The organism is Pseudoalteromonas sp. SIMBA_162, assembly GCF_046535955.1.
In the GTDB taxonomy this organism is placed as follows: Bacteria; Pseudomonadota; Gammaproteobacteria; order Enterobacterales; family Alteromonadaceae; genus Pseudoalteromonas; species Pseudoalteromonas marina.
Genome location: NZ_JAWJBQ010000297.1, coordinates 1 through 278 on the forward strand (window position 1 = coordinate 1; position 278 = coordinate 278).

At 64.7% G+C, this 278-nt stretch carries 1 protein-coding gene; it reads right to left on the minus strand.

Annotation, left to right across the window (positions count from 1 at the left end):
* Nucleotides 1-278, minus strand: a 278-nt coding sequence (locus R0J88_RS19760) for a carbon starvation CstA family protein (protein WP_410900840.1), incomplete at both ends; no start/stop codon positions are given.

Here is a 278-nt window from a genome sequence, read left to right on the forward strand (position 1 = left end):
GCAGCAGCCACACCGGCAGCACCGATGCGACGAAGCCGTAGCCGATCAGGATCCACGTGAGCTGCGTGCCGTTGAACGTGAACCACGCGGCGAGCGTCGCCGAATCGTGCACGTGCTGGCCGAACGCGATCGATGCCATCAGCAGCACGAAGCCGATGATCGACACTTCGCCGATGCGGCCCGGACGGATGTAGCGCGTGTAGATGCCCATGAACAGCGCGATCGGAATCGTCGCGGCGACGGTGAACGTGCCCCACGGCGAATTCGTCAGCGCCTTC